Consider the following 17,486-nt stretch of genomic DNA (forward strand, 5'->3'; position numbering starts at 1 on the left):
CGATGCTCCTGCTTAAGAAAGCACTGTTTTGTCAACCCGGATGATGCCCGCGGGGCCTCTCCAGGTGTTGATCCAACCGTCCAATAGCAAGCTGTCTTCAATTTCAACCGTTAATACATAGTGACCGTCGGCATTTTTCTCAATTTTTTGAGAGCGGTTAAAGGGTGCTTCGGTTAAGTTAAGTGCCGTGGCTTCATTCGTAAATTCAAGGGTTAACCGAACGATGTGTGAATGTTCGTCGGAGTAGTTGAAGTGGTGATCCTTCACGTACTTCTTGATATTGAAATTCTTTTCCCGTTGAGCGGGTTCATTGAGAAGCTCCGCCTCAGTGATTCGGTGTAAAGCAAGATGCCGGATATCGGTATAACCGTCAAAGCGGCAGACAAGGTACAGACGAATATCCTGCTGCACGAGCCCGATGGGAGAGACATTTTTGGTTTTCTCTTCGCGGGCAGTGTTATGGTAGGTGAGGCGAAGCTTTTTATTTTCAAAAAGCGCATTGGAGACCGCCTCGAAAATTCTCGGTTTGATATCGGGCGGAATCTGCGGCAGGTTGTTCGATACTACAGCCACTTTATTGAGCCACTCGTTTTCATGGCTTATACGTCCTTGAACATCTGAAAGCGTCTGGCGCGCAGCATCGAAAAAGGGCTCCATGGCTTTATTGAGTTTGCCCGGGAGCTGATAGCGTAAGTTGGCCTCGATGAGCCTTAACATCATCGCCTCTTGAGGCGAGAGTTTATTAAAGGGGAAGGGGGAGGTGTCCGTTCCCATGCGATAGCTGTATGGTTTCGTACGGTCATCACGCTCCAAGGGCAGATTGCCGCTTTCATAGAGTTGTTTGAGATAGCGCTGCAAGGTAAGCGTCTGTACCTCAATACCCGATGCACGGAGACTGTTTTGAATTTCAACGGTGGAAATGAAACGATGACGCGGAATGCGTTTGATCACTTCCAGATAAAGCATGGCTTGGTTGATAGCGTTCATTTGTCTGGCCATTTGATTGTTACTCCGTTATCAGTGTTGCACTCATTCTATCAATTTAAGAAGGATACAAACACAATATGTACGATTTAAAAGCTTATGGCTATTGACCTCTCAGGTTTTTGAATTTAGGCTTGAGACTCATGAATGGAAAGAAAGAGTTAAAGAGATGCAGATTTCAGACTTAATTACCATGACCGGATGGGTTGCAGCAGGAACAGGATTTACGTTTGCGATGACCACTGTCGGGGCGGCGAGCGTTTTTTTCTTTCGCAAAACCATCTCGGAAAAAGTCCATCGTTTGGCTCTGGGGTTAGCTGCCGGCATCATGATCGCAGCCTCGGTCTGGAGTCTTCTCATTCCTGCAATGGAAGCTGCCGAAGAAGCGGGTGGCATGGGTTGGTTGCCTGCAGCAGGAGGATTTCTCTTGGGCGTGGGTTTTCTCCTACTGCTCGATGAGCTCTTACCACACTTGCACCCGGGCTCTAATGACCCCGAAGGTCCGAAATCGCATCTTTCTCGTGCTTCGCTTTTATTTTTTGCCGTCACTCTTCATAACATCCCTGAAGGCATGAGTGTGGGCCTGTTGTTTGTTGTGGCCGGTCAAACAGGCGATCCTGTTGCGCTTTCAGCCGCATTTGCTCTTGCACTGGGTATGGGTATACAAAATATTCCTGAAGGGGCTGCGGTTGCTTTGCCCCTGCGCCAGGAAGGCTACAGTGCGAAAAAAGCCTTTGCTTTCGGGGCATTGTCTGGTTTGGCAGAACCTGTCTTCGGTTTGCTCGTTGTGCTTTGTGCCTCCTGGATCAGCCCCTTTATGCCTTGGCTTTTGGCTTTCAGTGCCGGTGCCATGATGTATGTAGTGGTCGAAGAGCTGATTCCGGAAGCGCATCTGGGTGAACACTCCAACATCGGCACATTAAGCGTGATGGCAGGATTTGTTCTGATGATGACGCTTGACTGCGCATTAGGCTAAAAAATTCGGCCCCGAAGGGCCGAAAATTTTTAGAGCGATTCGCTCGCAAAGTCAGCCAGACGGCTTCTTTCTCCGCGCTGCAATGTGACGTGACCGGAGTGCTCCCAGCCCTTAAATCGATCTACGACGTACGTCAGACCTGAAGAGCCCTCCGTGAGGTACGGGGTATCGATTTGGGCAATGTTGCCTAAGCAGACAATTTTTGAGCCGGGGCCCGCACGGGTGATGAGCGTTTTCATCTGTTTGGGAGAGAGGTTCTGTGCCTCATCGATGATCACAAATTTATTTAAGAATGTGCGCCCGCGCATAAAGCTCATGCTTTTGACTTTAATGCGGCTGCGAATGATGTCATTGGCTGCATGACGGCTCCATTCGCTGCCTGAGTCGACGCTATTGAGAACCTCGAGGTTGTCTTCAAGCGCTCCCATCCAAGGCAACATTTTCTCTTCTTCTGTGCCGGGTAAAAAGCCGATTTCTTCTCCGACGCTCACTGTAGCTCGGGTAAAGATAATTTCCGAAAAGCGCCGCATATCAAGCGTTTGTGTAAGCGCTGCCGCAAGCGTAATTAAGGTCTTTCCGGTTCCGGCTTGGCCCAAAAGGGTGACAAAATCAATATCCGGATTCATTAAAAGATCTAAAGCAAAGCACTGTTCACGGTTGCGAGCCGTGATGCCCCACACGGAGTGTTTGCTTTGCATATAGTCACGCACAACGCAAAGTGTGGCGGTTTTCCCTTCAATCTTTTTAACCTGAGCCATAAAGGAGTTGTCCGGCAGGTAGACAAAAAGATTGGTGAACCACTCACGTACTAGGGGCCCCGTGATTTTGTACCAGGTACGACCGTCTTCTTTCCAACTTTGCATCTTTTTGCCGTGCGTCTCCCAAAAGTCTGCCGGCAATTCCGTGCGCCCCGAATACAGCATGTCGGTATCATCGAGCGTCTTATCCGAGAAATAGTCTTCGGCGGCCAGTCCCATCGCGGTCGCTTTGATACGCATGTTGATGTCTTTGGAGACCAGTACAACGGAGCGGTCTTTTTCACGATTTTGAAGCGCCTGCACTACCGCGAGGATCTGATTGTCTGCTTTACCTTGGGGAAGACCTTGAGGCAGTTGGGCATCGAGCGTATGGGTTTGGAAAAAGAGTTTTCCTTTGGCTTCGATATTGCCCAGAGCAGACAATTCAATTCCGTCGGTAATGTTACCTTGACTGTGGCTTAAAAGCTGGTCAAGGTAGCGCGAAACCTGGCGGGCATTGCGGGCGACGTCACTCATTCCTTTTTTATGGCCGTCCAATTCCTCCAGAGTCATCATGGGTAAGAACACATCATGTTCTTGGAATTGAAAAAGCGAAATCGGGTCGTGCATGAGCACATTGGTATCGAGCACGAAGAGTTTTTTCCCGTGCGTTTTGGCCCGGTACCCTTTGTTGCGTTTGGGTTCTGTAATACTCTTTGTGGTAGGTTCAGAGGCAGACTCTTTAACGGGTTTAGGTTGGGGATCTGCTTCAACAGGTTTAGTTTCGGTTTTCTTCTTTTTTACGGGAGTGCTTTTCTGTTTGTTCTCTTTTGCACTTTCAGTCGTTTTAGCAATCGATTGTTCGCTTAAAAGACTTCCCATCTTTTGGGGTAAGGCGGGCAGGGGCATACGAATTTCTCCTTTTTTAAGCGAGAGATTTCAAGTGATCTAAAACAGCCTCTACGTGACCGGCGACTTTCACTTTTCGCCATTCGGCGCACACGACGCCCTCGGGATTGATGAGGAAGGTACTTCTTTCAATTCCCATGTATTCACGGCCGTAAAGCTTTTTCAGTTTCATCACATCAAAGGCTTTGCAAAGCGATTCATCGGAGTCACTGATTAAGGCAAAGGGGAAACCTTGTTTAGCGCAAAAGTTTGTGTGACTTTTAACTGAATCGCGAGAGACGCCGATCACTTCACAGCCGAGAGCTTTAAATTCTTCGTAGTGAGCAGCAAAGTCGCGTCCTTCCATCGTGCAACCGCTCGTATTGTCTTTGGGGTAAAAGTAAAGGACCGTGAATCGGCCTTTAAATGAATCGGATTGAATCTCGCCACAAGTGGCTTGGGCAGTAAAAACAGGAATCGGTTGATTTAAAGTAATGCTCATCTTTTTTCTCGTTTGGTTGTCTACTTTTCGTAGCTTAACAAAGCTAAGAGCTTTCAGCGTACAATCGTCGCACATTTTTTTGATCTCTTTGTGAATTAATCATGACAAAAGACGGACCGCTTTGGCTTGTGGTATTGAGTGTGGCAACAGGAGCAACGTTGGGTGCCATGCTTCGCTGGGGCCTTACTTACGCATTTAACGGCACTTCGTGGTTTCTCTCTTCTCCTTTGGGTACGCTTTTATCAAACCTTTGTGCGGCCTATCTGATGGGAATGGCCTTGGCGTGGTTATCCACTCGTCCGGAAATCAGTCCGGCAGTACGTCTTTTTATTATTACGGGATTTCTTGGAGCTTTCTCAACTCTTACGGCTGTGTTGGGTGAAAATCTTCACTTTATGTTAAACGGTCAGTGGTTGGCTGCTTTTGAGCATTTTGTCATGCATATTGTCGGTTCTTTCATTGCGTTGCTTTTAGGGGTGTTGACGATTCGCGGGCATCTCTGATTGTGCTTTTTATATCACTCTGGTTTTGATGGACTTGTAAGGTAGCCGGGTCGATTAACAGAATATTTTTGGTTTGGAAAAAGTCGTTTTGAATTGTCGGAATAATCGGAGCTATTTATTTGCATCTATTTGATAGCTAAGTTAAAACCTAAACAGCAAAAAAAGTGTAAAAAGTAGAAATTTGACAGGTTAGGTAATACTCTGCGCCTCTTTGGTGTTGTAAGATCAAAGATATAGTAACTTTGTCCTCCATCATCATTCTGTTTCATTGAAGGATGTCCTATCTTCTCTTAGGAGGTCTGTATGAGTATCCGTGTTGCCCCCCCCCATAAGATAAGTCTTTTGACTATTGCGGTTGTTTCAGCTCTGAGTTTCACTAATCTTTCAATGGCTTCGATCCCGCCAGAAATTGAAACGATATTGCCTGTTTTTCCTGATTTCACAGTTGAATTACCTAAAGCACCGGATTTTACAGATAACACCGGATTTCAAATTTTTAAACAACCCATTGATACTAGCGGTTGGGGAGAAACCGATTCGTGGTCTGAAACAGACTTTTTAAGAATAGTTCAAAGTACTGATGAAGATCTCAATTTTTCGTATTTTGAGACTGTAGGAAGTCGACCGACGCAACAGATGTTAATTGTTGATAGTTCTGATGTATTAGCTGATTTTCAGGGGAGAAATTTACGTTTTTACACTGATTGCGACATTAATAGTTCCATTACTGTACAGTTAAGCCCAAATTCAGGCTTAACGTTGGATAATCTGGATAATTTTCAAATTTTTTCTAAAGACAGCGCTACGTTATTTTCCCAAAAAGAGAACTCTTCGTTAACCATCAGAGCCAACAATGTTTGGTTGCAAAATACCACACCATCGACTGGTTCACGAACCAATTCGGATTATTGGATTATAGAAACACCTCTAAAATCCAAAACTACTTTTGAGGTCAAAGAGAATTTCGTTGCATGGCTTGATATCGGTGACGTAGAAATTGATTCGCCGATGTACTTGATTAAATCAAATACTTTAGACCTACAAGCTAAGAATGTGTTTGTTCATGTCGATAATAAGGTTAATCAAAAAATAGGCTCTGTGGCTTTTTATTCATACGGCGATAAATCTCAATTCGGTAGAAAAGATTCACCAATAGATACTTTTTACATTAGTGGAACTCAATCCGGTATTTTTTCAGATTCAGAACTTGAACTATTCGCAAATCAATTGATTCTGGAACTCGATAGTGAGCATTCGGCTGGAGGTTCGCAAGCAGGATTTGGCATCAACTTACAGCGAGCTTCCAATATCAATGTAGGTCAGTTCTATGTTTCCGGTGCACATACGGGTATACGTATTGACTCTAATGATCTTGTGACCATTAATGCTGAGGATGGAATTTACATTGATAGCAGCTCTGCAACGAACCAATTTGGAGAGTCTTTTGGAATTTATTTAGTAGAGTCTAACTCTAATAAATTAAGAGTTAATTCTTCTAATTTGTTTATAAAGAATGCAACCCACGGAATATTTGTGGATAACAATGGTTGGTCACAATTGAACTTAACGGCTAAAAATTTAGTTCTTCAAAATCAAAAAGGCAATGGTTCAGAAGGGATATCAGTACAAAAATCATATACCAATATCAATTCGGATCTCATTGTTATTGACGGCTACGAAACAGGGTTAATGGCATCAAGGCCCTATGATCCGGAAAAACCATACTCAAGACCGTACGTTAAGCTCTATGAGACAGGGCAGGTATTGATGACAAATATCAATAACGGAATCAGTGCAACTGATTCAAGTGTGGATATTTCTGTCAGTGAATTAGCTTTATTGGCAAACGAAGCCTCTGTTGATGGTGTAGGTATTAACGGAGATAGAGACGCAAACTTATCGATTGTTGCCAGTGAATCAATTAATGTTGAACAATTTTCTACAGGAATCAGTCTTCATTCCAGCGACCTTGAGATGGGAGCTAAACAAGTCGTTATTTCTGCAAAAGAGGAAGGGAAATCTTTTGCATTGTCAAATGGCTCCGAATTGACAATAGGGTCTTTTGAAAACGCACTGATTGTCGGAGATATTCAGGTTGCAGATTCCAATTTGACCATTGATGCCGCGGAAGGCTCATCAATGTATTCAACAGGCTCAATATTGGCCTCCGGTGAAGGCTCAAATGTGAATATTTCGAACACTAATGGTTTGACTACTGTGAGTGCCCCCAATCTTGAGGCTTTATCTGGAGCTACTGTTCAAGTTACTTCTTCAGGAAGTACTCTGATTAGCTCTGAATCTGTATATGCCAAGAATGCTCAAATTGATCTTAATCTGACTGATAATTCAGCTGAAAGTAGACCAGGCTTTGGTGTGAGAGGCGCATTAATCGTAGAAGGTGGCGATTCGAATTTAGGCGATAGCACAATCAATATGACTTTATCCGGATCCAATAATAGTTTTGTTGGAACGTCTCAAATTGTGCAAACCGATAGTTTGAGTCGTTCTGCTGTTAATGAGAATGCTATTAATGTTTACCTGAATAACGGTTCGTCATGGGAAGTTGAAGCTTTAGATAACGGGAATAATTCTGTGACGAGTCTTACTTTAAATGAAGGTATTTTGAACCTTCGCTATGAAGAAGATGGTTCAAGCTATAAGACTTTGAATGTCGGAACATTTTCAGGTACTGACGGATTGATTTTATTCAATGCAGAATTATCTGAAAACGCTGAAGCCAATAATCACTTGGAAATTCAAAATGCCAAGGTCGGAACCCATACCGTACATGTTAATGCGGCATCGGGAGCAGAACCGACGAAAGTAGAACAAGAAGGATATTTGATTCGTGCTATCAACGACGAAGGAGTTGAGTTTGTTGCTGACAATAATCGCCTGGAATATGGTGTTTACTTCAAAGACTATTCCATCAAAGATCGCACTAATGAAAATAATGAAAAAGAATGGTATTTAGCCATTGAGAATATTCCCGATCCAGATCCCGACCCAGATCCCGACCCAGATCCCGACCCAGGTCCTGACCCAGACCCGGATCCCGATCCCGATCCTGACCCGGATCCTGGTCCAGACCCGGACCCGGATCCTGACCCTGACCCTGACCCTGACCCTGATCCGGGGGTAGATCCAACTCCGGATCCTGAACCGGAATTAACTCCAACCGCTGAAGCAGTAGTGGCTATGGCCGGTATGGGTTCTCAAAATGCGATGTATTTAAATCAACTTTCAGATGTTCGCAAACGTTTAGGTGAAGTTCGCAACGGTGTGCGAGACGGTGTTTGGGTTTCTGTTGCCGGACAAAAAGACAGAATCTCGGGCTTTAGTTCAACCTCTTTTGATCAGGAAGCGTACCGGTTTAATTTCGGCTTTGACAGAACTGTCGGTCAATGGTTAATCGGTGCCAATATCAAAGCGGTAACGGCTAATCAAAAAACTAAGGATGGGAACTATAAAGCCGACGGTGACGCGCATTCTGAGGGTTTAAATCTCTACGCTACCTGGAGCAATGACATTGGGTGTTACGCAGACTTCGTATTAAGTGTGGATCGTTATCACCAAGATATCGATACTCGAATGCTTGATGGAACGGCTGTTAAGGGCGACTATCATAATTTAGGAATCGGTGCTTCTGTTGAAGGAGGAAGGAAATTCTCGTTAGGTCACGATGAGTCTTGGTTTATCGAACCGCAAATGCAACTTTCTTACTATTGGTTGCGTGGTGACGATTTCTCGATGAGTAATGGAATGAGTGTTAAGCAAGATAACTTCGACAGCTTAACGGGACGCCTCGGGGTCGCCGCCGGTAAAGATATTAAAGATGCACTCGGTAATCACAAGGGACAAATGTACGCTCGCTTAGGCGTGAATCATGAATTTTTAGGCGATCAAACAATCAAAGTCAATGACATTCGTTTCAGTGATGATTTGATCGGTTCTCGTGTGTATTACGGTTTTGGTGGCGAGTGGTTGCCAACCGAAAACTTCAAAGTGTACGGTCATGTTGACCGCGAAAGCGGTTCAGGCTATACCAAAGAGTTTGAAGCGAGCATCGGCGTGAAATATATGTTCTAACGTTTGAAACCAAACGAGGGGATGACGGAGTAGTTGTCCCCTCAATTATTTTAGAATTGACCAGAATCTGGTTTACTCCAAGGATAGTATGTCTGCATCGTCTTGGTTAAACGATGCTTTGTGGTATCAGAAGATTGTTTGTCTGAAAAGTTGAGAACTTCATCCAATTGTTTATCACCTAAGTACATAAATTTTTGATCGAGTCGTGAAGCGAAAATCGATTCCAATCCTTGGACAATTAGATCTGTTTTAGATAGCCCGCTATCTTGGGTCAACTCTTCGAGTCACTGTGCGGTGAAATCCGGCAATTGAACGGTTATGACAACACTCATAAAAATCTGCTCAATCAAAGAAATTTTCAATTAGTCTCAATCAGAATGCAATAGCAAAATAAGAAGCACCATATTTAGTCACACCAGAATCAGCGCATAGACAAAAACTTCAAATATTTCGAAATTGGTTACTGACATCGGTCATATTGCAATTCAAAATCGTTGATTCAAAATCGAATCAAAATACTTGAATTACAAATGTAATTTTCTTTTTCCAATATGTTATCTCATTGAAAACAAAGAAAAATAAAAGATCTACTTGACTCTTGAAAATTTCATTTCCTACCCCATATAGGACTTAGAACGATGTGTTTCACCCGTTCATAACATAGGTGAAACAAAAGGATATGAAGTAATGAGACAAGATAAGTTAACGACAAAATTCCAACAGGCTTTGGCTGACGCCCAATCCATTGCACTGGCTAACGACAACCAAATCATGGAAGACATCCATTTGCTGAGCGCCTTTTTGCGCGATGAAGACGGGTCGACCAAGTCGTTGTTGCAAAGAGCAGGCGTTTCGGTACAAAAGCTCACTCAGGAAGTTGAAGATACGATTCGCCGTTTGCCGAAAGTAAGCGGTTCTGCCGGTGACATCCAACCCGGACGTGACCTGATTAATTGGCTGAACCTCACTGAAAAAGAAGCGATGGCGCATGGTGACGAGTACATCTCCGTGGACATGGCGATGTTAGCCTTAACGCAGGCGCAAGGCGAGGCTGCCCGGATTGCCAAGCGCTGCGGTCTGACCCGCAAGGCACTCGAAGCCTGTATCGCTGAAGTGCGAGGCGGTGACTCGGCAGATAACCCCGATGCCGAAAATCAACGTGAAGCTTTAAAGAAATACACGATTGATTTAACCGCTAAGGCTCGTGAAGGCAAACTCGACCCTGTGATCGGCCGTGACGATGAAATTCGTCGTGCAATGCAGATTCTGCAGCGCAGAACGAAGAATAATCCTGTGCTGATCGGTGAACCGGGTGTCGGTAAGACGGCTGTGGTGGAAGGCCTCGCTCAGCGTATCGTCAACGGGGAAGTGCCTGATACGCTTAAAAACAAACGTATTTTGAGCTTGGATATGGCTGGCCTCATTGCCGGCGCCAAGTATCGCGGTGAGTTTGAAGAGCGTCTGAAGAAGCTTTTAAAAGAAGTCACTCGTGCAAACGGCCAGATTATTCTCTTTATTGATGAACTGCATACCGTAGTCGGCGCCGGTAAAACCGAAGGCTCCATGGATGCAGGCAACATGCTAAAACCGGCTTTGGCCCGTGGTGAGTTGCATGTCATCGGCGCAACGACTTTGGATGAGTACCGCAAATACGTTGAAAAAGACGCCGCTCTTGAACGTCGTTTCCAAAAAGTGATGGTCGATGAACCGAGCGTTGAAGACACCATCGCTATTTTGCGTGGATTGCAGGAAAAGTACGAAGCCCACCATGGCGTTGAAATTACTGACCCGGCCATTGTGACGGCAGCAGAATTGTCGCACCGCTACATTACGGACCGGTTCTTGCCCGATAAGGCTATTGACCTTATTGATGAAGCAGCCGCCCGTGTGAAGATGGAAATTGATTCCAAGCCCGAAGAGTTGGATAAGCTTGATCGCCGAATTATTCAATTAAAGATTGAACGCGAGGCGATGAAGAAAGAAACCGATGAGGCGAGTAAAAAACGCCTGGCTGCCATTGAAGATGAAATTTCCGATCTCACAAAGCAATATGCAGACTTAGAAGAGATCTGGAAGAAGGAAAAGGTTGAAGCATTGGAAGCCAAGAGGGCTCGTGACGATATCGATAAGACTCGCCACCAGATGGAAGAGTATCGTCGTCAGGGGCAGTTTGAAAAGTTGGCTGAGCTCCAATACGGCGTGTTGCCCAAGCTTGAGGAGAAACTTCGTAAGGAAGAATCCAAGAAAGAAGAAGCTAAGCCGAAACTCTTGCGTACAAGCGTCGGTGCTGAGGAAATTGCCGAAGTCGTCTCTCGTGCAACCGGCATTCCTGTTTCCAAGATGATGGAAGGGGAGCGTCAGAAGCTTTTACACATGGGTGAAGCGCTTGAGCGTCGAGTGGTCGGTCAACCCGAAGCGGTTAAAGCGGTGGTTGAAACCATTTTGCGCTCCAGAGCAGGTCTATCGGATCCGAATCGTCCCTACGGTTCCTTCCTCTTTTTAGGACCTACGGGTGTCGGTAAGACTGAATTGACCAAAGCCTTGGCTGAATTCCTCTTTGATACGGAAGATGCCATGATCCGTATTGATATGAGTGAGTTCATGGAAAAGCACTCGGTGGCTCGTTTGATCGGTGCACCTCCGGGATATGTGGGCTATGAGGAAGGCGGCTACTTGACAGAGGCCGTTCGCCGTAAACCCTACAGCGTCATTTTGCTCGATGAGGTGGAAAAGGCACACCCTGATGTGTTCAATGTCCTTTTGCAAGTGCTCGATGACGGTCGTATGACCGACGGTCAGGGACGTACGGTGGACTTTAAGAACACGGTGATCATCATGACGAGTAACCTCGGCTCGCACGAGATTCAGTCTTTGGTCGGGTCCGATAAAGATACGATTCGTCAGGCTGTGATGGGCCAGGTGCGGGAACATTTCCGTCCTGAGTTCGTCAACCGTATTGATGAAATCGTGGTCTTTAACGCTTTGGGTGAATCGGTGATTAAGGATATTGCTAAGATCCAGTTGAAGAAACTCGCCGATCGTGTGTCTGCTCAAGGTATCACGATGTTGGTGACCGATGAGGCTTTAACGGAAGTCGCCAAAGTGGGCTTTGATCCGCTCTATGGTGCAAGACCCTTAAAGCGTGCGATCCAGGATCACATTGAAAACGCTTTGTCGCGTCTGCTTCTTGCCGGAAACGTCAAGCCAGGCGATACGGTAACCGTGAGTGCCAAGGGCGATGAATTCACGTTCGATGTGAGTGCAACGCAAGCTTAATTTGCACTGAGATACTCTAAAGTACTTAAAAAAAGGCCCGAAAATAAAAATTCGGGCCTTTTTTCATTTCTGTAACTATTTACAACTGTCACTTTTTGAGGTTAAATTCATTTCAAAGTTGATAGAGGCGCGACGCGAAAGAGTATCGGGCATGAGGGGACACCCAATGAGAGCTCGAGAAAGGTCAAGTCGCCGAAACGGTGATTTCGGTAGGAATCATCAGTTGGGCATGGGAAGAACATTTCCATGACTCCCGCTCCCTAAAGGAGTGGAGGAGCTATCGATCGCAAACGGCCGTTATCTTTTTGATTGACAAAAGCAAGGTTGCATCGATGGATGCAACTTTTTTTTATAGCTTTTTCAATTGATTTTTTATAAGGAATAAAAAGATGACGACACGTTCAGTGGCCAGTCACCTGCAAAGTGAGAAGACCGAAATGCGTCGTGATGTCACGCTTTTCGGTGGTATTTCGGTTTTGGCAGGTATCATGATCGGCTCCGGTATTTTCTACATCGGCGCCATTGTCTTGCAGCGCGCGGGCATGAGCCCGGGCTTGTCCCTTCTCGTTTGGTTAATTGGCGGTTTAGTCACACTTTTGAGCGGTATCTGTTTTGCTGAATTGGGAGCCATGATCCCGAAGGCGGGTGGCTATTACGTTTATCTGCGCGAGGCCTATGGCGAGCGTATCGCCTTTATGTGCGGTTTCGGCAATTTTTGTTTGTCTAACCCCGGATCCATTGCGGCCTTGGCCGTTGCCTTTGCTGCGGCTTTAAATTCCATTTGGGCTATTGACCCGATTACTCAAAAGGTCATTGCTATTTCGACTGTGCTGTTGCTCACATTGATCAACATCCGCGGGGTGGGCATCGGTAGCCGTTTGGGCAATGTCTTCATGGTGCTGAAGATGTTGCCGATCCTTCTTATCCTCTTTGCCGGTTTGCTTTTGGGTGAAGAGTCGCCTGACCTCTTTATGTATCCGGGTGAGCTGCCCTCGATCTCAACGATCCTGTCGATGATCGGTTTTGCGGTGATTGCGACCTTGTGGGCTTATGAGGGCTGGACCAACCTCAATAACATTGCCGAAGAAATCAAGAATCCGAAGAGAAACATCCCCTTGGCATTGATCTTGGCCATTGTAGGCGTAGCTCTTTTGTATGTCCTTTTCAATTACGCTATTTTCCGTGTTGTGCCTTACGGTAAGATCGTTGAAATGGTCAATTCTGGTAACTATTATCTTGGTACCGAAGCGGCCAATATGCTCTTTGGTAGCGCAGGCTTATATATCGTCGGTGCGGCCATGATTTTGGCAATCTTCAGCTCTCTTAACGGCTGTGTATTGGCTTTCCCGCGCATGACTTACGCTATGGCCCGTGACGGTGCGTTCTTTAAGCCCTTTGCCAAGCTTCACCCGACGTATCGCACGCCGATGAACGCTCAGCTTGCCTCTGCTGCATTGGCTATTGTCTTGATTCTTTCGCGTACTTTGGGTGAGTTAACCAGCCTTGTGGCCTTGTGCGGCATGATTTTCCACGGCATGACCTTCTTTGCTGTGATTGTGTTGCGTCGCAAGTATCCGGACTTGGAACGTCCGTACCGTGTGTGGTTCTACCCGCTGCCGATTTTGATTATTTGCGCTGTGATGATCGGCTTAATCATTAACACGATCGGTAATGATCCGATCACGGTGGTATTGGGTTTCGTGGTGCCGTTGTTGGGCTTAGCCATCTATGAAGTTATGTTCCGTAAGCAACATGACGCTCAAGTCGCTGCTCAAGCTCGTGAAGATGGAGAATAAGCATGTCAACTTTGATTTATAACGCCAATATTTATGTTGAACGCGGCGTCTTTGCTCAAGCACTTTTAATCGGTGATGACGGCAAGATTGCGGCAGTGGGTACCGAAGAGGAAGTTCGTGCGGCCAGTAACGGTCAAGAAACTCAATTCGATGCTCAAGGTAAAACTATTGTCCCGGGTTTTAACGATTCACATCAACACTTATTTAATACGGGTATTGCTCTTGCGGCCGTGCGTCTTCAAGGAGTGACTTCGATTGCCGAAGTCATTGAACGCTCCCGCCGCTACATTGAGGAAAATCATCCTCAACCCGGTGAAGTGATCCATGGCATGGGGTGGAATCAGGACTATTTCACCGATGAGCATCGTCTGCTCACACGTCATGACTTGGATAAGATTTCCACCGAATACCCGATCATTTTCGATCGTGCCTGTGGTCACATCCTGACCTGCAACACGAAAGCCTTGGAAATGGCCGGTATTACGACTGAGACAGTGCCCAATGCGGGGGGCGCCATTGACCAGGAAAACGGTGAATTAACCGGTGTTGTTCGTGAAAATGCACGCTCTCAAGTGCGCTGCCTGATGAGTGAGCGTTCTCTCGAGACCAAAAAGCGTCTGCTCCGCACTGCAATCAAGCACGCCAATGAAACGGGGGTTACCTCAGTTCAAACCTGTGACGTTCGTCTAGGAGACTGGGAGTCGACCTTGCAGGCCTATAACGAAGTACTGGCCGAAACACCGACCCTTCGTGCCTATCATCAATTCAGTTTCATGGAACCGAAGGGCTTCCAAGCTTTCTTGGATAAGGGCTATCGCACGGGTACCGGCAATGACTTTAACCGCATTGGTCCTTTAAAGCTCTTTGTTGACGGCAGTCTTGGCGCCCGTACGGCTTATATGCGTCAACCTTACGCCGATGATCCGTCAACGCGTGGTATTGCCACACTCACCGAAGAAGAGTTGGACACCCTTGTGGGCATGGCTGTGAAGAATAACTGCGGCGTAGCTATCCATGCAATCGGTGATGCTGCCGTGGAAAACGTACTCAATGCTTACGATAAGGTCTGTGACGGTACTAATCCTCTCCGTTTGGGAATTGTGCACGTGCAGATAACCGATCGCCCGTTGCTTGAGCGCTTTACCAAGAATGACATTTTGGCCTTGGTGCAGCCGATTTTCCTGCATTACGACACGGGTATTGTCGAAGATCGCGTGGGTAAAGAGTTGGCTGCGACGAGCTACGCGTTTAAGACTTTGCACGATTTGGGTGTTCATACGAGTTTCGGAACGGATAGTCCTGTCGAAGATATGGATCCGATTCCCAATCTCTACTGTGCAGTCACGCGTAAGAACCTGCGCGGAGAGCCCGCAGGGGGCTTTCATCCCGAAGAATGCATGGATATCTACGAAGCGGTTGATGCCTACACGATTGAAAGCGCCTATGCGTCCTTTGATGAAAAAGTGAAGGGACGTCTGATGAAGGGGTATTTAGCCGATTTGGTGGTGCTCAGTGACAATATCTTCGAAGTACCTTCAGATGATATTCTTAAGATCAAGGTCGATGCTACGATGGTTAACGGACAATTTGTCTATCAACGCCACTAAAGTCATCGAAAAACTTTAAAGGAGAAAAGAGCTCGCTGCACCGGCGGGCTCTTTTCATTATTAGGTGTAAAGCTCCGTATAGCGACTGAAACAATATCGACGTGTTAGAAGTCAATACAGGACTATTGAAAGGCATCAGATCATTGATGCAAACAGTGATTATTCTGGCGATTGTAATCCGAGTCTGGGATTTTTTTGCAAGAATATGCGAATTTTAAGGGAGCTGCCTCATGTTCTTTCAGTCAAAATAAATATAAGAAATTCAATCACTTGGAGGATGTATCATGTTGGCTAAAAAGTCTCTTATTGCTGTTTTGGCAATTTTGTCTGTGGCTGCAGGTTCTGCATTTGCTCAAACCAAAGCACCGATTGATACGGTCTTTGCTCAAGGCGAACCTAATCCTTACGGCAAATATTTCACCGGTCAGTCCTATCTGACAATGTTGTCGGAAAATGACTCAACCTTTAACGCCCCCATCGGGAACGTCACGTTTGAACCGAAATCGAGAACTTTCTGGCACAAACATACTGGCGGTCAGATCCTTTTGGTGATTTCCGGTGAAGGCCGCTACCAGGAACGAGGTCAAAAGGTTCGCATCATTAAGAAAGGTGATGTGGTGAGAATTGCTCCTAATGTTGAACATTGGCACGGTGCCGGAATCAATACCTGGATGACGCACATTTCAGTCGAAACCAATGTTCCCAACAACAAGAGTGAGTGGTTGGAACCGGTGAGCGACAAGGATTTTGCCTCTGAAGCTCAATAACCGAAAAAGCTTTCGTCGTAAAAGCGCCCGAATCGGGCGCTTTTGCTGTCAGTTGAGCTGGTAAAGACTTGGCGTGACGTAAGAAACGTCCTCTCGAATAAAGGGTTCGTAGAGCTTTCCATCGAAGGCCGGGTAGCGCACTTCCTCATCCTCATCTTCGAGCATAAAAGTGGGATTACTCAAAAGGCGCACTTGATCTAAATCGAATTTGTGATACATCAAAGCGGCCTCAAGACAGTCCAGAACGGCTTCAGGGTCGTCAAAAAAGACAGGCCAACCGAGTCCTTGATAGACCTTGGAGTTTTCTCCTTTAAGGCTGATCCCGATTCGAAATTCAGCCATTCTCGCTTCACCGGGTCCGGCCGGTTCATAAAAGGGCGCAACCGTAACTTGTAAGTCTTTAATGGCAAAATTGTCCGTTTGTTTGAGTTTTTCCAACGCTTCCTTGAGAGAAAATTGGCGAAACAGGCGGCCGGCTTCCATCATAGAACCCGTGCAGGGGAGCATGAAACTCGAATTGTAGTCGCTCGGGTTATCGACTTTTTGGAGATACTTGGTAAATTCAGCCGACGGACTCATCAAGAATTCCATGTGTGTGACCGGATAATGTTCGGAGAAAATGCGCTTTAAACTGAAGACCAGATTTTTTTGCATTTTCTTCAGACTCACCTCGGGAACAAAAGTGCTCAACGGCAACAGTTTGATCGGCGTGCTCACGATAATCGGAATCAGTCGGATATCGGCAACAAGTTCGGTCATCTCTTCCCGCGTTTCATCCGAATCCAGGAACCGGCAGATACCCGGTTTACTCTTAGCGACCCACTGTTTGAGGTAGCGTTGCATTTCAAAGGGGCGCATCGCAAACGTGTCGGTATTAACCATATCGCGATTGACTCGGATTTGAAAGTCCGGTGTGAAAAGACCTTTGAGGAAATGATGAATTTTTTCCAAAGCTTCTTGCGGCACTTCACCGAACGGTAACCCGTATGCACTCGAGGTCATAAAGGGAATCACCAGGAGCGAATGTGTGTATTTATCGTCTGCAGTATTGCAGGCCACGCATTCAAAAAAGAAAGTCCATCGCATCAAGTTGGCAAATTCATAATCATCCGCCTCGAGCTTTTGAATGACAGGCGTGATGAAATCACCTTCGAGCTGAGAATAGGCCTTGGTTGTTGCTACCTGCAACTTTGTGTAGAGGGGGTACTTCTTGTCGATGGATTTGGCCGAGTCGGCCTTTTTGATCAGTTTGACCAACTCATCGACTGTTTTATTGAAAAAGTTGCTGTCAGTCACTTTGTATTTTGTATTGAGGAGAAAGGAAGAGGGCAAGTCTTTAAGCTTTGCCCTCATTTTCATTC

The 17,486-nt window shown here is 46.0% G+C and carries 11 protein-coding genes and 1 riboswitch; of the genes, 7 read left to right on the forward strand and 4 right to left on the reverse strand.

Annotated elements, in window-relative coordinates:
- Positions 1 to 12: 12 nt before the first annotated feature.
- Complete coding sequence (locus H5985_RS03035) at positions 13 to 999, reverse strand: helix-turn-helix transcriptional regulator (protein WP_205049843.1); 987 nt, start codon at positions 997 to 999, stop codon at positions 13 to 15.
- Positions 1,000 to 1,153: 154 nt separating this feature from the next.
- On the opposite strand from H5985_RS03035, the gene H5985_RS03040 reads away from it, so the two are divergent.
- Complete coding sequence (locus H5985_RS03040; RefSeq protein WP_205049844.1) at positions 1,154 to 1,960, forward strand: ZIP family metal transporter; 807 nt, start codon at positions 1,154 to 1,156, stop codon at positions 1,958 to 1,960.
- Positions 1,961 to 1,989: 29 nt separating this feature from the next.
- On the opposite strand, the gene H5985_RS03045 is transcribed toward H5985_RS03040, so the two are convergent.
- Both H5985_RS03045 and H5985_RS03050 read right to left on the reverse strand, forming a co-directional pair.
- Positions 1,990 to 3,606: a PhoH family protein gene (locus tag H5985_RS03045; RefSeq protein WP_205049845.1), complete on the reverse strand. Its 1,617-nt coding sequence runs from the start codon at positions 3,604 to 3,606 to the stop codon at positions 1,990 to 1,992.
- A 16-nt stretch (positions 3,607 to 3,622) separates the two neighbouring features.
- Complete coding sequence (locus H5985_RS03050) at positions 3,623 to 4,087, reverse strand: peroxiredoxin (protein ID WP_205049846.1); 465 nt, start codon at positions 4,085 to 4,087, stop codon at positions 3,623 to 3,625.
- A gap of 101 nt (positions 4,088 to 4,188) precedes the next feature.
- Here H5985_RS03050 and H5985_RS03055 point away from each other — a divergent pair, with 101 nt between their 5' ends.
- The 6 genes from H5985_RS03055 to H5985_RS03080 all read left to right on the forward strand — a co-directional run bounded on the left by H5985_RS03055 (position 4,189) and on the right by H5985_RS03080 (position 16,125).
- Positions 4,189 to 4,590, forward strand: coding sequence for a CrcB family protein (locus tag H5985_RS03055; protein WP_205049847.1), 402 nt, complete (start codon positions 4,189 to 4,191; stop codon positions 4,588 to 4,590).
- Positions 4,591 to 4,893: 303 nt separating this feature from the next.
- Positions 4,894 to 8,679 carry an autotransporter family protein gene (locus H5985_RS03060; protein ID WP_205049848.1) on the forward strand — a complete coding sequence of 1,262 codons (3,786 nt, stop codon included), beginning with the start codon at positions 4,894 to 4,896 and terminating at the stop codon, positions 8,677 to 8,679.
- Positions 8,680 to 9,366: 687 nt separating this feature from the next.
- Positions 9,367 to 11,955: an ATP-dependent chaperone ClpB gene (gene clpB, locus H5985_RS03065; RefSeq protein WP_205049849.1), complete on the forward strand. Its 2,589-nt coding sequence runs from the start codon at positions 9,367 to 9,369 to the stop codon at positions 11,953 to 11,955.
- 114 nt (positions 11,956 to 12,069) lie between these two features.
- Positions 12,070 to 12,243: riboswitch (Lysine riboswitch) on the forward strand.
- 101 nt (positions 12,244 to 12,344) lie between these two features.
- Positions 12,345 to 13,751 (forward strand): APC family permease, encoded by a 1,407-nt coding sequence (locus H5985_RS03070; protein ID WP_205049850.1) that lies wholly within the window; start codon positions 12,345 to 12,347, stop codon positions 13,749 to 13,751.
- Positions 13,752 to 13,753: 2 nt separating this feature from the next.
- On the forward strand, positions 13,754 to 15,358 hold the full coding sequence (locus H5985_RS03075) for an amidohydrolase (RefSeq protein WP_205049851.1): 1,605 nt from the start codon (positions 13,754 to 13,756) through the stop codon (positions 15,356 to 15,358).
- A gap of 284 nt (positions 15,359 to 15,642) precedes the next feature.
- Positions 15,643 to 16,125: a cupin domain-containing protein gene (locus tag H5985_RS03080; RefSeq protein WP_205049852.1), complete on the forward strand. Its 483-nt coding sequence runs from the start codon at positions 15,643 to 15,645 to the stop codon at positions 16,123 to 16,125.
- A 48-nt stretch (positions 16,126 to 16,173) separates the two neighbouring features.
- Here H5985_RS03080 and H5985_RS03085 read toward each other — a convergent pair whose 3' ends face one another.
- Positions 16,174 to 17,478, reverse strand: a complete 1,305-nt coding sequence (locus H5985_RS03085) for a DUF2863 family protein (protein ID WP_205049853.1) — start codon at positions 17,476 to 17,478, stop codon at positions 16,174 to 16,176.
- Positions 17,479 to 17,486 lie beyond the last annotated feature (8 nt).

The sequence above is a fragment of the Parasutterella secunda genome (genome assembly GCF_016901835.1).
Lineage (GTDB): Bacteria > Pseudomonadota > Gammaproteobacteria > Burkholderiales > Burkholderiaceae_F > Aphodousia > Aphodousia faecavium.

Bases quoted from the DNA above. Each gene is read 5' to 3' on its own strand.
- H5985_RS03035 (WP_205049843.1), bottom strand. From the start codon at position 999: ATGGCCAGACAAATGAACGCTATCAACCAAGCCATGCTTTATCTGGAA.
- H5985_RS03040 (WP_205049844.1), top strand. From the start codon at position 1,154: ATGCAGATTTCAGACTTAATTACCATGACCGGATGGGTTGCAGCAGGA.
- H5985_RS03045 (WP_205049845.1), bottom strand. From the start codon at position 3,606: ATGCCCCTGCCCGCCTTACCCCAAAAGATGGGAAGTCTTTTAAGCGAA.
- H5985_RS03050 (WP_205049846.1), bottom strand. From the start codon at position 4,087: ATGAGCATTACTTTAAATCAACCGATTCCTGTTTTTACTGCCCAAGCC.
- H5985_RS03055 (WP_205049847.1), top strand. From the start codon at position 4,189: ATGACAAAAGACGGACCGCTTTGGCTTGTGGTATTGAGTGTGGCAACA.
- H5985_RS03060 (WP_205049848.1), top strand. From the start codon at position 4,894: ATGAGTATCCGTGTTGCCCCCCCCCATAAGATAAGTCTTTTGACTATT.
- clpB (WP_205049849.1), top strand. From the start codon at position 9,367: ATGAGACAAGATAAGTTAACGACAAAATTCCAACAGGCTTTGGCTGAC.
- H5985_RS03070 (WP_205049850.1), top strand. From the start codon at position 12,345: ATGACGACACGTTCAGTGGCCAGTCACCTGCAAAGTGAGAAGACCGAA.
- H5985_RS03075 (WP_205049851.1), top strand. From the start codon at position 13,754: ATGTCAACTTTGATTTATAACGCCAATATTTATGTTGAACGCGGCGTC.
- H5985_RS03080 (WP_205049852.1), top strand. From the start codon at position 15,643: ATGTTGGCTAAAAAGTCTCTTATTGCTGTTTTGGCAATTTTGTCTGTG.
- H5985_RS03085 (WP_205049853.1), bottom strand. From the start codon at position 17,478: ATGAGGGCAAAGCTTAAAGACTTGCCCTCTTCCTTTCTCCTCAATACA.